The sequence below is a fragment of the Chryseobacterium sp. SIMBA_029 genome, assembly GCF_046535275.1.
In the GTDB taxonomy this organism is placed as follows: Bacteria; Bacteroidota; Bacteroidia; order Flavobacteriales; family Weeksellaceae; genus Chryseobacterium.
The window spans coordinates 1-248 of sequence record NZ_JAWRXA010000672.1; the positions used below are offsets into that span (position 1 = coordinate 1).

Here is a 248-nt window from a genome sequence, read left to right on the forward strand (position 1 = left end):
CTATAAAGAGAGTTTTTTTAAAAAGGATATTTCATCAAAATATACTTTGCTATTGGAGACAAAATGGATATTCCCGGGCTGGCATGCAGGATTAACAATGATGACAGCAGAAATAAGCGGTACAATAAAATTGGTTGAAACAAGCAATCATTCAGTAGTTTTAGCGGAAATAGAACTTAATAAGTTTGATAGATTTGTTAATAATGACGAGGCCGTAATGGAATATGGAAGGATTGCTGCGGCTTATG

General features: G+C 34.3%; 1 pseudogene. It reads left to right on the forward strand.

Annotated features, from left to right (window positions below):
* Positions 1 to 52: 52 nt before the first annotated feature.
* A pseudogene (locus SB679_RS25660) lies at positions 53 to 248 on the forward strand (hypothetical protein); the annotation flags it as partial.